Origin of the sequence: Geoglobus ahangari (assembly GCF_001006045.1) — an archaeon.
GTDB classification, from domain to species: domain Archaea; phylum Halobacteriota; class Archaeoglobi; order Archaeoglobales; family Archaeoglobaceae; genus Geoglobus; species Geoglobus ahangari.
In genome coordinates, this window is sequence record NZ_CP011267.1 from 93,786 (window position 1) to 109,567 (window position 15,782).

Annotated in this window: 14 protein-coding genes; 5 read left to right on the forward strand and 9 right to left on the reverse strand. The window is 53.9% G+C overall.

Going from position 1 to position 15,782, the window contains the following annotated elements; genetic code table 11:
* The first annotated feature begins 1 nt into the window (after position 1).
* The 4 genes from alaS to GAH_RS00610 are packed head-to-tail and all read left to right on the forward strand — an operon-like array spanning position 2 to position 5,239.
* A complete protein-coding gene (gene alaS, locus GAH_RS00595) occupies positions 2-2,713 on the forward strand; it encodes an alanine--tRNA ligase (protein ID WP_048094212.1) in 2,712 nt (903 codons plus the stop codon).
* The gene (gene cofE, locus GAH_RS00600; RefSeq protein WP_048094213.1) at positions 2,710-3,471 is read left to right on the forward strand and encodes a coenzyme F420-0:L-glutamate ligase; all 762 of its coding nucleotides are present in this window, start codon (positions 2,710-2,712) and stop codon (positions 3,469-3,471) included. The genes alaS and cofE overlap by 4 nt, the downstream gene beginning before the upstream one ends.
* Entirely contained in the window at positions 3,447-4,460 is a 1,014-nt protein-coding gene (locus GAH_RS00605; protein ID WP_048094214.1) for an ATP-grasp domain-containing protein, read from the forward strand. The genes cofE and GAH_RS00605 overlap by 25 nt, the downstream gene beginning before the upstream one ends.
* Positions 4,457-5,239, forward strand: a complete 783-nt coding sequence (locus GAH_RS00610; RefSeq protein WP_048094215.1) for a sugar phosphate isomerase/epimerase family protein — start codon at positions 4,457-4,459, stop codon at positions 5,237-5,239. The genes GAH_RS00605 and GAH_RS00610 overlap by 4 nt, the downstream gene beginning before the upstream one ends.
* Here the strand turns inward: GAH_RS00610 and GAH_RS10610 are convergent.
* The 7 genes from GAH_RS10610 to GAH_RS00640 all read right to left on the reverse strand — a co-directional run bounded on the left by GAH_RS10610 (position 5,236) and on the right by GAH_RS00640 (position 13,109).
* Positions 5,236-5,403 (reverse strand): hypothetical protein, encoded by a 168-nt coding sequence (locus tag GAH_RS10610; RefSeq protein WP_156967339.1) that lies wholly within the window; start codon positions 5,401-5,403, stop codon positions 5,236-5,238. The genes GAH_RS00610 and GAH_RS10610 overlap by 4 nt on opposite strands.
* A 2-nt stretch (positions 5,404-5,405) precedes the next feature.
* A complete protein-coding gene (locus GAH_RS00615) occupies positions 5,406-6,185 on the reverse strand; it encodes a proteasome assembly chaperone family protein (protein WP_048094216.1) in 780 nt (259 codons plus the stop codon).
* Positions 6,182-6,370, reverse strand: coding sequence for an RNA-protein complex protein Nop10 (locus GAH_RS00620; RefSeq protein WP_048094217.1), 189 nt, complete (start codon positions 6,368-6,370; stop codon positions 6,182-6,184). The genes GAH_RS00615 and GAH_RS00620 overlap by 4 nt, the downstream gene beginning before the upstream one ends.
* A 1-nt stretch (position 6,371) precedes the next feature.
* Entirely contained in the window at positions 6,372-7,187 is an 816-nt protein-coding gene (locus GAH_RS00625) for a translation initiation factor IF-2 subunit alpha (protein WP_048094218.1), read from the reverse strand.
* Positions 7,188-7,320: 133 nt separating this feature from the next.
* Positions 7,321-9,900, reverse strand: a complete 2,580-nt coding sequence (locus tag GAH_RS10915; RefSeq protein WP_048094219.1) for a PGF-CTERM sorting domain-containing protein — start codon at positions 9,898-9,900, stop codon at positions 7,321-7,323.
* Positions 9,901-10,221: 321 nt separating this feature from the next.
* On the reverse strand, positions 10,222-11,658 hold the full coding sequence (locus tag GAH_RS00635) for a pyruvate carboxylase subunit B (protein ID WP_048094220.1): 1,437 nt from the start codon (positions 11,656-11,658) through the stop codon (positions 10,222-10,224).
* 101 nt (positions 11,659-11,759) lie between these two features.
* Complete coding sequence (locus GAH_RS00640) at positions 11,760-13,109, reverse strand: bifunctional hydroxymethylpyrimidine kinase/phosphomethylpyrimidine kinase (protein ID WP_048094221.1); 1,350 nt, start codon at positions 13,107-13,109, stop codon at positions 11,760-11,762.
* Positions 13,110-13,157: 48 nt separating this feature from the next.
* Between GAH_RS00640 and GAH_RS00645 the strand changes: the two genes are divergently transcribed.
* On the forward strand, positions 13,158-13,484 hold the full coding sequence (locus GAH_RS00645; RefSeq protein ID WP_048094222.1) for a dihydroneopterin aldolase family protein: 327 nt from the start codon (positions 13,158-13,160) through the stop codon (positions 13,482-13,484).
* Here GAH_RS00645 and GAH_RS00650 read toward each other — a convergent pair.
* Together GAH_RS00650 and metG are read right to left on the reverse strand one after the other, a co-directional pair.
* Positions 13,474-13,746 carry a hypothetical protein gene (locus GAH_RS00650; protein WP_048094223.1) on the reverse strand — a complete coding sequence of 91 codons (273 nt, stop codon included), beginning with the start codon at positions 13,744-13,746 and terminating at the stop codon, positions 13,474-13,476. The genes GAH_RS00645 and GAH_RS00650 overlap by 11 nt on opposite strands.
* A complete protein-coding gene (gene metG, locus GAH_RS00655) occupies positions 13,743-15,761 on the reverse strand; it encodes a methionine--tRNA ligase (RefSeq protein ID WP_048096602.1) in 2,019 nt (672 codons plus the stop codon). Before metG ends, GAH_RS00650 begins: the two co-directional genes overlap by 4 nt.
* Positions 15,762-15,782 lie beyond the last annotated feature (21 nt).

Consider the following 15,782-nt stretch of genomic DNA (forward strand, 5'->3'; position numbering starts at 1 on the left):
GATGAGTCTGGAGAAGGAGTATCTCGACATCACTTACCTGACGGAAAACGGATTCGTCAGAAAGAAGTGCCCGAAGTGCGGCAAGTACTTCTGGACTGCTGACGAGAGCAGGGAGGTGTGCGGAGACCCTCCGTGCGACACGTACAAGTTCATAGGAAACCCGGTTTTCAACAGAAAGTTCACCCTCGGAGAGATGAGAGAGTACTACCTGTCATTCTTCGAGAAGAGGGGGCACAAGAGGATAGAACGCTATCCGGTCGTGGCGAGGTGGAGGGACGACATATACCTGACGATTGCCAGCATAGCGGACTTCCAGCCCTTCGTCACAGCTGGGGTTGCGCCTCCTCCCGCTAATCCCCTCACAATCTCCCAGCCATGCATAAGGATGGACGATCTCGACTCTGTTGGGAGAACGGGGAGACACCTCACGCTTTTCGAGATGATGGCCCACCACGCATTCAACTATCCGAATGAGGAAATATATTGGAAGAACGAGACCGTGAAGTATTGCACGGAGCTGCTGAACGAGCTTGGAGTGAGGAAGGAGAACATAGTCTACAAGGAGGAGCCGTGGGCAGGTGGAGGTAACGCAGGCCCGTGCCTCGAGGCGATAGTTGGGGGATTGGAGGTTGCCACGCTCGTCTTCATGAACCTCGAGGAGCATCCCGAGGGAGACATAGAGATCAAGGGCGTCAGGTACAGGAAAATGGACAACTACATCGTCGACACTGGATACGGGCTCGAGAGGTTCGTCTGGGCTTCGCAGGGAACGCCAACAGTCTACGACGCAATATTCGGGGAGGTTGTGGACGAGATAATGGCCAACAGCAACATATCCTTCTCAAAGGACGACGAGAAGGTCAGGGAAATAATCGCCGAGAGCTCGAAGCTCGCGGGAGTTATGGGAGAGCTGAGAGGAGAGAGGCTGCTGGAGCTAAGGAAGAGCATTGCCGACAGGTTCGGAATTACCGTGGAGGAGCTCGAAAGAATTGTTGTGCCGCTCGAGAAGGTTTACGCCCTCGCAGACCACACGAGGGCCATACTTTTCATGCTCGGAGACGCGCTCGTTCCGTCCAACGCAGGCTCGGGGTATCTGGCAAGGCTGATGATAAGAAGGAGCCTCAGAATGGCAGAGGAGCTCGAGCTCAGGCTGAAGCTGTTCGACCTTGTCAGCCTCCACAGGAAGCTCCTGAAGGAGTTCAGCTTTGACGTGCCGATGGAGACGATTCAGGAAATTCTGGAGCTCGAGGAGAGGAGGTACAGGGACACGATGAGCAAGGGTCTCTCTCTGGTTGAGAGGACGATAGAGAAGAAGAAGCGGATCGAGAAGGAAGATCTGATCGAGTTCTACGACTCCCACGGAATTCCTCCCGAAACCGTGGTGGAGGTGGCGAGGTCGAAGAACGTCGAGGTTGAGATCCCGGAGGACTTCTACGCAGAGCTCGCGAGCAGGCACTCGAGAGCAGAGAGGAAGGAGAAGGAGAGGATTCTGGAAAAGGAGTATCCGGCGACTGAGAAGCTCTACTACAACTCCAAGCTCCTTGAGTTCACCGCAAGAGTGATCGGATTCGAGAAGGGCTATGTCATCCTCGACAGAACCGCGTTCTACCCCGAGAGCGGCGGTCAGGACAACGACACCGGATTTCTGGAGTTCGATGGCAGGAAGGTGGATGTGGTGGATGTGATTGAGGAGAACGGAGTCGTTATCCACAGGGTCAAGGGAGATGTCCCGGTTGGAGCGGAGGTAAGGGGTGTCGTGGACAGGGAGAGAAGGTTCAGGCACATGAGGCACCACTCCGCAACCCACCTGCTGATCCACGTCCTGCAGAAGAAGCTCGGAAAGCATGTGTGGCAGGCTGGAGCGAGGAAGGAGTGGGACAAGGCGAGGCTTGACGTCACCCACTACAAGAAGCTCAGCGAGGACGAGATCAGGGAGATCGAGCTGGAGGTCAACAGAGAGATTATGGCCAACAAGGACATCACGTGGGAGTTCATGGACAGGATAAAGGCCGAGCAGAAGTACGGGTTCAGGCTGTATCAGGGCGGAGTTCCCCCGGGCAGAGAGATAAGGATCGTGAGAGTCGGAGATGACGTGCAGGCCTGCGGAGGCACGCACTGCGAGAAGACCGGAGAGATTGGCGTGTTCAAGATCCTCAAGGTGGAGTCGATACAGGACGGCGTGCTGAGGTTCGAGTACGCTGCAGGCGAGGCAGCTCTGGAGCAGATAGCAAAGGAGGAGGCGCTGCTCAGGGAGGCGAGCTCCATACTCAGGGTTCAGCCCGACATCCTTCCCAAGACCGTGCAGAGGTTCTTCGACGAGTGGAAGGAGCAGAAGAAGACCATAGAGAAGCTTCAGGAGGAGATAGCGGGCATGAGGGCTGAAAGCCTTGCAGAAAAGGCCGAGGAGTTCGAGGACGTCAAAATCGTGGTAGAGGTCGTGAATGTCTCCCCGGACATGCTCGCCAAGATCGGCATCCAGCTTGCGAAGAACGGATACGTGGGGGTGCTTTTCTCGGACTACAACGGGGTGAAGATGGTCGCATTCAGCGGTGACGAGAGGGTGGATGCGAGGGATCTGATAAAGATCGCCGGCAGGCTCTCCAAGGGAGGTGGAGGTGGCAGGAAAGACCTCGCTCAGGGAGCAGGCCAGATAATGCCGGATGCAGACGAGATGATGGCGGAGATATTCGCCTACCTCAGAGAGAGGCTATGATCCGGGTGTTCCCGGTAACAGGAATTCCGGAGGTGAAAGAGGGAGATCGCTTGGGCGAGCTCCTCTCATCCCACTTCAGCTTCGAGGATGGAGATGTCGTAGCGGTATGCTCCACAGTAGTCTCAAAGGCCGAGGGGAGGTTCAGGAGAATAGACGAGATAACTCCCACTGCAGAGGCGATCAGGATCGCCGAGAGGCTCGGCAAGGACGCAAGACTCGTTCAGGCCGTGCTGGACGAGAGCGAGGAGGTTCTGATAGAATTCCCCATTCTTTTGACGAAGGCAAGGTTCGGGAACGTCTGCATAAACGCCGGGATCGACACGTCGAATGTGAGAGAGGGATACATCCTGCTCCCCCCCGAAAACCCGGACGGATCGGCGGAGAGGATAAGAAACGAGATTGCCGAGGCGAGTGGCAAGAGTGTTGGAGTGGTAGTTACTGACACCAACGGAAGGTGCTTCAGGAAGGGCGTAGTTGGCTTTGCCGTGGGCATCGCAGGCGTTAAGGCCATGAGGGACTGGAGGGGTGAGAGGGACATCTACGGAAGAGAGCTTGAAGTAACAGTGGAGTGCGTGGCTGACGAGATCGCAGCCTTCGCCAACCTCCTGATGGGCGAGGGCGGGGAGGGGATCCCGGCGGTCGTCTTCAGGGGACTGAGCGTCTCCGGTGAGGGGAGGATGGACGAGATATACAGGAGCGAGGAAGAGGACGTCATCAGGAGGATAATCAGGGAATGGAGGGAAAAAGATACCTCATAGTGGGCAGCAACGTCAGAAACGTTGCGGAATCAGCAAGGAAGGCCGGATACGAGGTTTACGTTCTGACGAAGCACGCGGATGCTGATCTGAGGCTATACGCGAAGCAGGTTTTCAGGATAGAGGATGAGAGTGGAGAGTGGGTAAGGAAGAGGGCGTTAGAGCTCTCGGAGAGCTTGGAAGCCGAGATCATATGGGCCTCAGGCTACGAGGAGTTTCAGGGGAAAAGTGTCGAGAGAGTTGTGAACAAGAGGTGGTTCTACGCGGAGCTCGACAGAATCGGCATAGACTATCCGGAGCTTCTCAGCGATGGAGAGAGGGGGATTCTCAAGCCCGAGAAGGGTGGCGGTGGAGAGGAGGTCAGGATCGGAGAGAGAAGGGAAAAGGGGTTCATCCTGCAGAGGTACATCCCCGGCACCCCCTGCTCAGTTTCCGTGATCTCAACGGGAGAGGAGGCGAAAGGGATTGCAGTGAACAGGATGCTTGTGGGGCTTGAGGAGTTCAACGCCACCGGTTTCAGGTACTGCGGGAACATCACCCCGTTCAAGAGTGATGCGGCAAGACAGATGGTCAGCATAGCTGAAGAGCTCGTCCTGTACTTCGAGCTGACAGGAAACGTGGGAGTGGACTTCATACTCGCCGACAAGCCGTACGTTCTCGAGATAAACCCACGCTTTCAGGGCAGCCTTGACTCCATAGAGTGGGCGTGCGACTGCAACCTCTTCAGGATGCACGTTAATGCTGTTGAGGGAAAGCTCTCCGACTGCAGGGTGAGGAGGTTCGCCGGCAGGGCGGTTGTGTTCGCGGACAGAGATGTGAAAATCGGCAGCAGCCCCATTGGAAACCCCTTCTTCGCAGACATCCCGGTGAGGGGCGCGAGGTACAGGAAGGATGATCCTCTCGTGAGTGTCCTCGCCTCTGGCGGGGATGAGGAAGATGTGATGAGGAGGCTTGTGGAGAGAGAGAGGCTGTTCACGGAGATGATCGCATGATATTATTCTCATCCATGTTCCTATACGAGTACCCGGTCGAGAAGATAGCCAGAGCCTGCAGGCTCGCGGGATACGACGGGATTGAGTTCTGGATCGAAACGCCCCACTACTGGATAGACATGGATTACGGAAAGGCCGAGTCGATCAGGGAATGGGTAAAGTCCGTTCACTGCGCCGTCCTCGACCTCAACCCGTGCAGCGTCAACCACGAGGTGGCAGAGGTGACGCTGAAAACGAACCTGCACGCAGTTAGCGTGGCGGCAAAGCTTGGAGTAAGCATGACGATACACGCGGGAAAGAGGAGTGCGGCGAGGGAGCCGGTCAGAGAAGATTACGAGGCAAACGAGAGGTACTTCAGGATTCTGTCGAGGTATGCGGAGATCAAGGGAACGAGGCTGCTCCTCGAGAACAGCGAGCCGAGAATCAACTACCTGTGCAGGGACTTTGACGAAGTTTTAGAGTGTGCGGAGAGGTTTGGCTTCGGGATTACATTCGACGTGAACCACGCCCTCAAGAATGGAGATGCTGACAGATACGTTCAGGCGCTTGATCTGATCGAGAACGTACACGTTAGCGGGTATGACGAGAGAGGAAGGCATGTGGCGGCGAGGAATAATGGCAAGGTGAGGGACGTGCTCGCGATGCTAAAAGACGCAGGTTACGAGGGTATGGTCACAGTGGAGCTCGACGACCTCGGATACGGATACATGGACTACGGAAAGAAGGTGGACGAGCTTAGAAAAGAAAGGGAATTCATTGAAAAAATCTTCAGGCGCTAATCCTTCTTCCTGAAGTGGCTGCAGGCCGTGTCGTGAGCAAAGACTCGCTTAAACGGCAGCCCTGTACACCCTCCCGGCGCGCACACCTTGTCCGTGTTGCTCGCCGAGCACATCCCCGCGCTGCCGTGGTCGGGTATGAAGTAGTAGCAGTCGCCGCACCTCATCTCTACCTGAAGTATGCCAGATCCTCGTCGCTCTTGAACTGCACCGTCTGTGCCTCCTGCATCTCCTTTATCTGGGCTATCAGCTTCTCCATCTCCTTGGCCCTCTCCTCGAGATCCTCCGTGCTCACCTCAAGCTTCAGCAGCTTCATCAGAACCTCAAGCACGACCTTCGCGCTCTTCGGATCGACCATGTAGCCTGAAGTGGTGCCCATAAGACAGGCAGACGGGATGCCCTCAAGCATCGCAAAGCCGATTATGAGACCGGCTGCACCGATTATCCCGCCAGCGGGCTCTCCGTTCTCGAACTTGACCCCAGCCTCCTTGAGTTCTGCCACGAGAGACTCATCGTTGACTGCCCCAATCACGTACGGCTCCTCTATCAGCTTCCCAACCCCGTAGCCACCGAGGGTGTAGATCCTGCTGACTCCGAAGTCCTTGGCTATCTTTAAGTATGCGTTCGCGAGCTCGAAGTGCCCCTCGTTGCTTATGCTCTGGTAATCTCCAACCAGAATTAGCAAGTCCGGGGAGTCTCCATCGCTCTTGTAGGCGTAAACCTCGTTCTTGGGGAGCTTGATCATCCCGTTCTCGTCAACCATCACCTGAGGGGGGAAGTGGTGGGAGTAGAGCTCAACAACCTTCTCGACCTCAAGAACCTTAACGAGGTGATCAGCCACAAGCTTCCCCACATGGCCTATTCCCGGAAGCCCCTCGATCATCACCGGACTCTCAAGTCCGACCTCCTCTGGTCTCCTCAGGTACCTTATATCCACCCTATCCATCATTCGTTCTCACACCTCCTGATCCAGAACCCCTTTTGCTTCCTCAGCATCCTCCTGTACTTCCCGTACGGATCCTCCGGGGAGAAGCGCGGTGGAATTGGCATGTACGTTTTCCCACCACACGCTGGGCAGACTTCGCTCAGCGTGTAGCGCGCACAACTGCAGCACTTCCTGATTCTGGACTTCATCTCAGACTGCCTCTCTTATGAAGTTGGCCTCGCCACCAAGCTTCCTCATCGTCTTTATTACCTCATCCACAACCTTCTTCAGCACGGTCTCGGCAGTCTTGTAGTCCTCGCTCTCGATGACTATCCTGTACTTCGGCGCGCCCACGTACTCCACCTCAATGCCGACGTCGTCCTTGGCGAACTTGCTCACCACAGACAAAGCTTTCTTTATCCTCTCAACTCCATCTCCAGCGAAGGACTTGAGCTCGAAGTAGCCCCTCACCTTGACCTTGGATGGCTTGATATGCTCCCTCGCAAGCTCAGCGATCTGCTTCGCAAGCTCCTCTCCGGTGATTTTGGCTATGACCTCGTAGCCCTCGTAAGCCACGTCCTCAAACACGGCGTAGATGCTGTCGTACTTCTTCATGAGCTTCTTTCCGATCTTCTCAAGCTCCTCTCTGCTAACTCCGGCCTTCTCACCTGCAATTTCGAGCCACTTAAATGCTCTAAGCTCGCTCTTCCACTCCTGAAGCTTCTCCCTCCTCTGCCTCTCGTTCACATCCTTGATGCTCAGGTCGATGTGCCCCCTCTTGGGGTTGATGTCCAGAACCTTGCACACAACCTTCTGCCCCTTCTTGACGTAGTCCCTTATGTCCTTGATCCAGCCCGGCGCAACCTCGCTTATGTGAACCATGCCCTCCTTGTTCTCGTACTCGTCGAGGCTCACAAAGGCTCCAAAGTCCATGACCCTCGTAACCGTGCCGATGACGATCTCACCCTTCGAGGGAAAACCAGACCTCTTGATCATGAACCTTCCTTCAGACTTCTTCTCCGACATCAACTTAGCATTCCCGGAAGGATATTTTAAGGTTTGGTGAGCATGCAGCAGAATCGTCTCAGAAAGAGTTCTTCAGCAAACAGCACAGAATCGCGTTTCGAATCAAATAAAGAAAAAAGGGGAAAAATTTGGTTCACTGCCTCCTCCTGAGGAGGTAGGCTACTGCAAGCAGTCCTGCAACGGCGAACACTGCCTCGAAGCCAGGTCCTTCCTTCTTCTCCTCAGTGGTCTTGGTTGGCGCCGGTGTCGGGGTCTCCTCCTTGGTCTCTACCGGTGTTGGCGTGGGTGTTGGGGTCTTGGTCGGGGTTGGCGTCGGGGTTGCGGTTGGTGTCGGGGTTGGTGTCGGGGTCTCCTCAGGCGTTGGGGTTGGTGTCGGTGCAAGCTCCTTCACGACGCTGACCTCGAATGGTCCGAACAGTATGTCATCGGCAAATCCGATCTGTTTGGCAGTTGAGTCAGCCGGGTCGAGGTTGTAGAACTTCTGGAGATTAGTTGTGTTGACTCCAGTGGTCATCGTGTCCCTCACGTAGATCTTGTAGGTTCCATAGTCAAGGCCGTAGGTCTGGAATATCGCCACCGCAGTGCCGTTGGCATCTGTTATCGGGTTCTGCACGTAGACCTGGTTCGGTGTCTCGAGGAAGACGTAGAAGCCGGTGTAGTCCTCAGCCCTGTTGGACGAGATCGTCACGGTGATCTCGTCACCCTTGAGCACCTGATCAGGTACGGTGACCTCGATCTGCGGGTTGACAACGTTGACCACGATGGTCTTGGTGTCGACAACTGTGGTGCCCCTCATCAGGGAGACCTTGAGCGTGTACGTGCCGGTGGCGAGCATCTTATCGCCATCGTCAGCCATTTCAAGAGTTGCACTGTCTACCTTACCATACAACGTGATCTTGTAAACTCCTACCTCACCAGTATCTTCATCTTCATCCGTGTAAGCTCTATTTGAGTTTTTACTGATATCAGTAAACACCCCATTTCCGCTGAAGGTAACACTTAGATTTCCAAAGTTCTCTTTAGGTACATCTGCCTTAATTGTAACAACTACTGAGCCACCTCTAACCAAATTAACTTCAGTTGGCACATCAGTGAACGAGATATCCCTTACTGTTATATAGAGCACATCTTGTGGGTCTTTTATCGGATCAATCTCACTAGAACTTGCTGGCGCGAAGAAGTACACTGTATAGGTCCCGAGTTGTGCATCCGGTTCAACTTCAAGGGTCAAAGAGTTATCCGTTGTGTTCAACGTGTTAAGGTTAGTTATCTTAGTAGTCAGGCTCGGAATCTTAATAACATTCTTGAACACACCATCCTTCGATGCGTAGACATACACTGTAACACCTTCAGTCTTTGTCAAATTCACTTCAAGAGAGCCACCAATGAGTACTGATGCACTGCTAACTTCAGCCTTAACGCCCTGTCTTACGACTTTTAGTGAAAAGCTGTCTTCAACATCGTATCCAACAGCAATCACTTTTATCGTGTAAGTCTTGAGATCCGCGCTAAGCGGCACGTCAAACTCAAAGCTGAACTTTCCTTCTGCATCAACGTATGCCGTCTGATTTCCAGTCAGGCCACTTGTGTTAAGCCTCAGTTCAATGCCCTCAGGTAAGTTAGTGGTCCCAGTTATAGACACTGTTTCACCTCTTGCAGCTGTTGTCTTGTCAGGAGTTATCGTTAAACTTGGATTAACAACCTCGATGTCTACCTCAACGGTCTTGTTGATTGAAGCAGTCGTGTTTACTGTGACTGTAAGCGTGTAAGTGCCAGTCTTCCAACTCAGCTCTGGACTGAGAGTTATAGTCGCCTCACCTTCTGAGACGTCAACATACTTGATACCAGTTGAATTATATGTACCCGCAAATTCATACATTACTTTGTTCGGCCCACTAATGTCAGCCGGTGAGCCAGTATCTGCAACATTAGTTCTGATGACTACATCAATGCTAGCACCTCTTGCGACCTCATTTGCTTCAGGAGTCACATCAAGAGTGAGCGACTCGACCCTGAACAATAAACTCACAGTCTTCGTTGAACCATCTGACGCATTAACCCTGACGTTCAGCGTATATGCTGCATCAAGCGTTTTGTTAGGGAACAACGAAGTGTCAATTACCAAATCGGTAAACTTTATTGCATAGTTGTTTGCAATGCTAGAGTAGCTGTTGTTACTAAGGTTCATGTAGATAACTGACCAACTGCTCGTCGAGTCATTAAAGTACAGACCGTTAGACCCATTAGTGAATGGACCGGTGACCCACGCTGCTATGTTGGTGATGTTATAGTGGTAGTAGGTTTCCAGATTATATGTAAGCGCATCGCCGTTTGCTACCGTGTTGCTTCCAAGAGTGACGACGACATATGGTTCACCCATTGTGACATTCACAGTAACGCTGCTTATCTCCGAAGTACCATTGCTAAGACTGAAATAGTATTTTCCAGGGTACCAACCTTTTTCCTCAGTATCATAGGTCCTCGTGAAAATACCTTGTGTGTTGAACACCTCTAAGACTTCCGTAGAACCAGTTCCAAGGTTCTTAACAGTTAAAGTATATGTCCCTGTAGTGTTTATAACCACATTAATCTCGATGGGATCTCCGTATAGCACATTTTCGTCAGTTGCACTAATGGATGTTGCATTCACTGTAGCCATTGCTACCAGTAGTGTCGCTAAAACCGCTATTCCTACTTTCCATACCCTACTCATACTCTCTCTACCTCCTTTTTATACGCACTTTTCCTTTTTCTTTCAGATATATATACTCTACTGTCGACTGGCGGCGAAGCTAAGCTCGACAGTCCCAACTCCGCCGCCACCTTGTTTTTATTAATCAAATTGCATATTTAAACCTTTTGCTATTTTCCACTGAGAATCGGGATGAAATGGCCCGTCAGACCAATCTCCAGAACATGCAGTAACCTGTGATGCTCCAAACAGTTACCGGGCCAACGGCCAGCATGCCCTGATGATTATGAGGTGCGCAAACAAAAAAGGCGAAAAAATATCATGATAAAAAATTTGTGTTTGTTACTCTCCAACCTTCACCCTGTACTTCCTCCCATCAACCTCGACCGTGAACTCTCCCCTGACCTCTCCCGCCGGAGATGGGAACGGCTCCTCCTCAACCTCCCCCTTAAGGAACCTGAGCCCTGTCTGCGGGAATAGGGCATATATCAGCACATCCTCATCGCTCGGGTTCTCTATTCCAGCCTCGATTAGTTCCTGCCTCCTCTTCTCGAACTCGGGCTCGAGAAGGTCCGCGGGTCTCTCAGTTATCGGCCTCTCATCTCCGAGGATCAGCTTCACGATCTCCTCCTTTATCGGGGCTGGAGTCCTGCCATACATCCCCCTCACCAGATCCTTGGTCTCCTTGGTGACCATCTTGTACCTGCCGAAGAGCACGTTAAGCACGGCCTGCACTCCAACTATCTGGCTCGTTGGTGTGACAAGGGGCGGGTAGCCGAGATCGGCCTGAACCCTCGGCACCTCCTCGAGAACCTGCTCGAGCTTGTCGAGGGCGTTCTGCTCCTCAAGCTGTGAGAGCATGTTGGAGAACATCCCTCCCGGAATCTGGTACCTCAACACCCTTGTGTCAGGGATCGTGGAGAGCATCTTGATGTATCCTGCATACTTCTCCCTGAGCTTGAGCGCGTGCTTCCGTATCTCCATCAGCACGTCCATGTTCACGCCTGTCTTGAACCCCAGCTCCTCGAGCGCGTAGACGAGCGACTCTGTTGGAGGGTGGGATGTGCCCGTGGCCCATGGAGACATTGCCGTGTCGATCATGTCCGCCCCGGCCTCAACGGCCTTGAGCATGACCATCGTGGCCATTCCGCTGGTGTAGTGAGAGTGAACGTTCACAGGCAGGCCGACCTCCTTCTTGAGGGCCTTCACAAGATCGTAGACAGCCTTCGGGGACAGCAGTCCCGCCATGTCCTTTATGACTATTGAATCAACATCCAGAGCGGCGAGCTCATTTGCAGTCTCCACGTACTTCTCGATCGTGTGGACGGGGGAGATGACGTAGCAGATCGATCCCTGCACGTGCTCCGCCCCATACTTCTTAGCAGCCTTTATTGACGTCTCGAGGTTTCTGACGTCGTTAAGCGCGTCGAAGATCCTGAAGAATGAGATTCCGTTCTCACACGCCTTCTGAACGAACTTCTCCACAACGTCATCAGGATAGTGCCTGTAGCCAACAAGGTTCTGCCCCCTCAGGAGCATCTGGCAGTGCGTGTCCTTTACGTACTTCCTCACCGTCCTTATCCTCTCCCACGGGTTCTCGTTGAGGAAGCGGTGCATCACGTCAAAAGTCGCCCCACCCCACATCTCGATGCTGTAGAAGCCCGCCTCGTCGATGAGCTCGAGGATCGGTATCATGTCCCTCGTTCTCATCCTCGTCGCGGCAAGGGACTGATGCCCATCCCTAAGCGTCAGGTCGATAATTTTCACATCCTGCGCCATGCTTATTACCTCCGCGGAAACTTCTGAATGGATAATTATTAACATTTGCGATTTGTTCCGGAAAAAATTGAGTAGCGATGGGTGTTAACAGTTAATAAAGCTTAATACTCCCTCAGAATTTCTACAAGAGCGTTCACGATTCTGGCCGGGCTCCTCTCAAACAGCAGCACCATGGGCTCCTTCCCCAGATCACCCCTGTGGTATATCACGTCCGGCCTCCTGCCCGCCCTCCTTATCGCGCTCTCGATTCCCCACGGGATCGTTGCCCCCTCCCTCCTCTTCACCTCCTCCGGCTCCTCTCGCCTGTCGTAGCTCGACACCACAAACCTGCCGGAGAGCAGTTCAACAAGCTCCTCGCTGAACCTGAGGTTCACAACCGCCCTGTAATCCGGGAAGAAGCGCATGTAGGTAAGAACAGCTCTTGCCAGATGTTTTGAGGCACCGAACTCAAACCTGCCCGAGCAGACCGGCCCCGCAATTCCCCTCGTGACCCTTCCATCCACCGCGATGACGTCGTTCTCTGTCCTCGCGTAAAGGGGAGGCATGGCATAGGCGAGGTTCATTCCTACCTCCGGAATCAGCCTCTCAAGCCCGTCAAGCCTCAAAAGCTTCGAAACCTCTGCTTTCATCTCCGCAAGCATCCTCCAGGCGATCGCATCCCTCTCCAGAATCGCAATGGCGTTCACGGAGTCGCAGTTCCTCCCCGCCCTCACCGCGTACTCAATGCCGGCACTTATGAACTCCTTCGCTGCCTTCACAGCCTCAAGCAAGTCCCTCCCGAGTGCGAGGTTTGCCGCTATTGCTGCTGAAAGCGAACAGCCAGTTCCGTGGAAGCAGCCCTGATGAGCTGGACTCTCGAGCCTGTGGAACCTCTCTCCATCATAGAGAACATCCACAGCCTTGCCTCCACCGAGATGACCGCCCTTCACAAGGACGGCATTGCAACCAGTCTCATCAGCAATTGCCACAGCGGCCCGCTCCATGTCCCCAACATCCGAGACCTCAAAGCCTGTGAGCACCCTCACCTCGTCGAGGTTCGGGGTGACGAGGGTCGCTCTGGGAATCAATACTCTCTTCAGCGCCTCGACCGCGTTGCTGCTAAGTAGCCTCGCACCGCTCTTCGCAACCATAACCGGATCGACGACGAGAGGGAAGCCAAAGTCATCGACAGTCCTCGCAACCGCCTCGATAACCTCGGCATTACCGAGCATCCCCGTCTTTGCAGCGTCAATGCCAGAATCCTCAGCAACCGCCTTTATCTGCTCGTAAACCATATCTCCTGACAGGATGACAGACTTGGAGACCCCAAACGTGTTCTGGGCGGTTATGGCCGTTATGGCTGAGGTGCCGTAAACTCCGAATGCCGCAAACGCTTTCAGATCAGCCTGAATTCCCGCCCCGCCAATGCTGTCGCTCCCGGCTATCGTCATCGCAACCCTGACGTTTCGCATAACGCAAGTGGTCAAAAGTGTGAAATAACCTTTTTCCAGACTTCAGCCATGAAGGAGGTTGCCGCCTTCGAGGTTGGAATAAAGCTCGGCGCGCTCTTCCACCAGTTCATCGGAGCGCCTGTAAGCCTTAAGAACGCCGAAATTCTCGAGAAGGCCATGGAGAGCTGCGTGATGCTCCAGCCATACGTTGTTAGTGCAGAGGTCAGGATAAACAGGGAGAAGCTGAAGGAGAAGCTCTCGGGCTTTAACTACTGCTCTCTCGACGGAGAGATGCTGCAGGCGAGGGTCGAGGTGGAGGTGGAGGGTGAGAAGGTCACAGGAGTGCTGGAGTGGGATGAGGAGAAGAGGTACCCGCTCATGAGGCTCATTCGCTGAACTCGATCTCCATGTAGTCCCTCTCCATAAAAATCGCGCTTATCCTCTTCGCCAGCTCGAATCTAACTCTCTCGTTCACCCTCTCGGACTGCAGACCGAGGTTTGAGTATATGAACGCGAAGAGCAGCTGGGAGTTGCTGAAAAAGAGGGCGGGAAAGCCGGAGTTCAGGAAGGCCTCGAATCCCGCGTTTCCCATTCTCTCCCTGTAGCCCCTCTCCTCGAGCCACCTTCTGAAGTCGTCCATGCTCGCCCTTACCCTCATCTCACCTTCGCCCCCGGCTCCACTGGCTTTTCCGGCTCCAGCAGGATGGGCTTTCCGTCAACGTCTGCAGCGAGGATCATTCCGTTGCTCTCAACACCCATGAGCTTTGCCGGCTTTATGTTGGTCAGAACCACAACGAGCCTCCCCTCCAGCTCATCCTCCCTGTACGCCTCGGCTATCCCCGCAACGATCTGCCTCACATCATCCCCAATATCAACCTCGAGCCTCATGAGCTTCTTACTTCCCTTGATCTTCTTGGCCTTCAGGATCTTTCCGACCCTTATGTCCAGCCTCGCAAACTCCTCAATGCTTATCCGCTCATCCACGCTACCACCTTCCTCTTCACCTTCTCCACCGCTCTCCTCACCCTTCTCCTTCCTCTCCGCTTCCCTAACACGCTCCATCATTATTCTCTCAAGCTCCTCGACCTGCTTGTCGTCTATCTTCTCAAAGGGAACCTTCGGCTTTGACACCCTTATGACGTCTGGAACCTCGAGAGCGGATTCGAGCGTTGCAGACTCCAGGTCGAGGCCGATGGTCTCAGCAACCCTGCTCATTGCCCTCGGAAGTACAGGATACGCGAGGATAGCCAGTGCCCTCACGATCGCGAGTGCTGAGGCTATGACATCCCTTGCTGCGTTCTCATCCTCCTTGATCAGATCCCACGGCCTCGCGGACTGGAAGTAGCTGTTTCCAAAGCTTGCGAGCTCCATGAACGCATCGCTCGCCTCCTTGAACTCCCACCTCTCTATGGCGTCCTCTATCTTCTCCTTTGCGAGCCTGATCTGCTCGATGACCTCTCCATCGACCTCCATCCTGACCTCCCCGAAGTTCTTCCATGCGAAGTGGAGCACCCTGTAGACGAAGTTGCCGAGGGTCGCGATCAGCTCGTTGTTCACCTTCTCCTTGAACACGTGCCATGAGAAGTTGAGATCCTTCTGGTGGGAGGTGTAGTTGACTATGTAGTACCTCAGGTAATCGGGGCTGAATCCCGCCTTCAGGTAGTCCTCCTCGACCCAGACCACATATCCCCTGCTCTTGGAGAACTTCTTGCCCTCAATCTTCACCATCCCGCTCGCAACAACGGCATTCGGCAAAGCATAACCGGCACCCTTCAGCATCGCGGGCCAGAATATGCAGTGGTGGTAGACTATGTCGAGTCCGATGAAATGGACGATCTCAGCTTTCCCATCAATCCATATCTCCCTCCAGTTCTTGCCAAGCCTCTCGCACGCCTTTTCGGTGAAGCTTATGTAGCCTATCGGCGCGTCAACCCAGACGTAAACGACCAGATTCTCGTCTCCCGGGAACTTCACGCCCCATTCCAAGTTCCTCGTGATGCACCAGTCCTTCAGCTCGCCCCTCACCCACTCCCTCGCATAGTTCAGCGCGTTCTCCGTACCCCTCAGGTTGGATATGTATTCCTCGAGAAAGTCCTTGAACGCCGTAAGCCTGAAGTAGTAGTGCTTCTGCTTCTTGAAGACCGCCGGTGTGCCGCAGATCTTGCACTTGGGCTGCAGAATCTCTCCCGGCTCCAGATGCCTCCCGCACCCTTGATCGCACTCATCGCCCCTCGCAAGGGCTCCGCAGTAGGGGCAGATTCCCTCCACATACCTGTCGGGCAGGAACCTGTCGCAGTTGGGGCAGTAGGCGAGCTCGATCTCCTTCGGGTAGATGTATCCGTTCTCGAGCAGCCTCTCCACGATCTCCCTCGTCCTCTTGTGGTGATAATCGCTGTCAGTCCTGCCGTAGAAGTCGAAGTTTATGTCGAGCGCCTCAAAAACCTTTTGAAAGTGATTGTGGTAGATGTCAACGAGCTCCTTCGGCTTTAAGCCCTGCTGCTCCGCGTTCACAACTATGGGCGTTCCATGGCTGTCGCTCCCGCAGACGAAGACCACATCCTCCCCCTTGAGCCTCTGATACCTGACGTAAACGTCGGCAGGAATGTAAGTCCTGAGGTGGCCGATATGGGCTTTACCGTTAGCGTAAGGCAGGCCACAGGTCACGAGCTTCATGGTTGTGGAAAACATTGAGGG

What these genes read in the sequence shown, in the direction of transcription:
- alaS (WP_048094212.1), top strand. Translation starts at nt 2, where the DNA reads ATGAGTCTGGAGAAGGAGTATCTCGACATCACTTACCTGACGGAAAAC.
- cofE (WP_048094213.1), top strand. Translation starts at nt 2,710, where the DNA reads ATGATCCGGGTGTTCCCGGTAACAGGAATTCCGGAGGTGAAAGAGGGA.
- GAH_RS00605 (WP_048094214.1), top strand. Translation starts at nt 3,447, where the DNA reads ATGGAGGGAAAAAGATACCTCATAGTGGGCAGCAACGTCAGAAACGTT.
- GAH_RS00610 (WP_048094215.1), top strand. Translation starts at nt 4,457, where the DNA reads ATGATATTATTCTCATCCATGTTCCTATACGAGTACCCGGTCGAGAAG.
- GAH_RS10610 (WP_156967339.1), bottom strand. Translation starts at nt 5,403, where the DNA reads ATGAGGTGCGGCGACTGCTACTACTTCATACCCGACCACGGCAGCGCG.
- GAH_RS00615 (WP_048094216.1), bottom strand. Translation starts at nt 6,185, where the DNA reads ATGATGGATAGGGTGGATATAAGGTACCTGAGGAGACCAGAGGAGGTC.
- GAH_RS00620 (WP_048094217.1), bottom strand. Translation starts at nt 6,370, where the DNA reads ATGAAGTCCAGAATCAGGAAGTGCTGCAGTTGTGCGCGCTACACGCTG.
- GAH_RS00625 (WP_048094218.1), bottom strand. Translation starts at nt 7,187, where the DNA reads ATGTCGGAGAAGAAGTCTGAAGGAAGGTTCATGATCAAGAGGTCTGGT.
- GAH_RS10915 (WP_048094219.1), bottom strand. Translation starts at nt 9,900, where the DNA reads ATGAGTAGGGTATGGAAAGTAGGAATAGCGGTTTTAGCGACACTACTG.
- GAH_RS00635 (WP_048094220.1), bottom strand. Translation starts at nt 11,658, where the DNA reads ATGGCGCAGGATGTGAAAATTATCGACCTGACGCTTAGGGATGGGCAT.
- GAH_RS00640 (WP_048094221.1), bottom strand. Translation starts at nt 13,109, where the DNA reads ATGCGAAACGTCAGGGTTGCGATGACGATAGCCGGGAGCGACAGCATT.
- GAH_RS00645 (WP_048094222.1), top strand. Translation starts at nt 13,158, where the DNA reads ATGAAGGAGGTTGCCGCCTTCGAGGTTGGAATAAAGCTCGGCGCGCTC.
- GAH_RS00650 (WP_048094223.1), bottom strand. Translation starts at nt 13,746, where the DNA reads ATGAGGGTAAGGGCGAGCATGGACGACTTCAGAAGGTGGCTCGAGGAG.
- metG (WP_048096602.1), bottom strand. Translation starts at nt 15,761, where the DNA reads ATGAAGCTCGTGACCTGTGGCCTGCCTTACGCTAACGGTAAAGCCCAT.